Raw genomic sequence first — 680 nt, 5'->3', positions numbered from 1 at the left:
CAGTTCGTTGTGGTGTGCCAGCAGTTGGATCTGTTTTCGGATGCGGTGGTCGCCATTGATGGCAGCAAGTTCAAGGCAGTCAACAGCAGCGACCGCAATTTCACTGATGCCAAGCTCAAGCGCAGGATGCAGGAGATCGAGGCCAACATCACTCGCTATTTGGCAGAACTCGACACGGCCGACCGACAAGAGCCCGCTGCCAAGCAAGCGAAAAGCGTGCGTCTCAACGATAAAATCGCCGCGTTGAAATCGCAGATGGCCACGCTCAAGGAAATCGAAGCGAAGCTGGAAAAGACAGGCGAAACGCAGATTTCACTGACGGATCCGGATGCCCGCTCGATGATGACGCGTGGTTCAGGCATCGTCGGCTACAACGTGCAGACCGCGGTCGACGCCAAGCATCATTTGATCGTCGAGCACGACGTAACGAATAACGGGAGCGATCGGGATCAATTGTCCGGCATGGCCAAGAAAGCACGCGCCGCAATCGGGACGTCGACACTGACCGCGATTGCAGACCGCGGCTATTTCAAAGGGGAAGAGATCCTGGCCTGCCACGAAGCTGGCATTGCTGCCTTGGTGCCGAAGTCAAAGACATCGAACGCCAAGGCCGACGGCAGGTTCGACAAGGCCGATTTCATCTACGATGCCGAAAAGGACGAGTTCCGCTGTCCAGCGGG

The 680-nt window shown here is 56.9% G+C and carries 1 protein-coding gene; it reads left to right on the top strand.

What is annotated here, in order from left to right; genetic code table 11:
- Nucleotides 1-680: transposase (locus NX784_RS28730; protein WP_258820085.1), on the top strand; the 680-nt coding region annotated here is incomplete at both ends.

Source organism: Massilia pinisoli (assembly GCF_024753285.1).
GTDB classification, from domain to species: Bacteria; Pseudomonadota; Gammaproteobacteria; order Burkholderiales; family Burkholderiaceae_D; genus Telluria; species Telluria pinisoli.
This window is presented reverse-complemented; position numbering and strand designations above follow the sequence as displayed.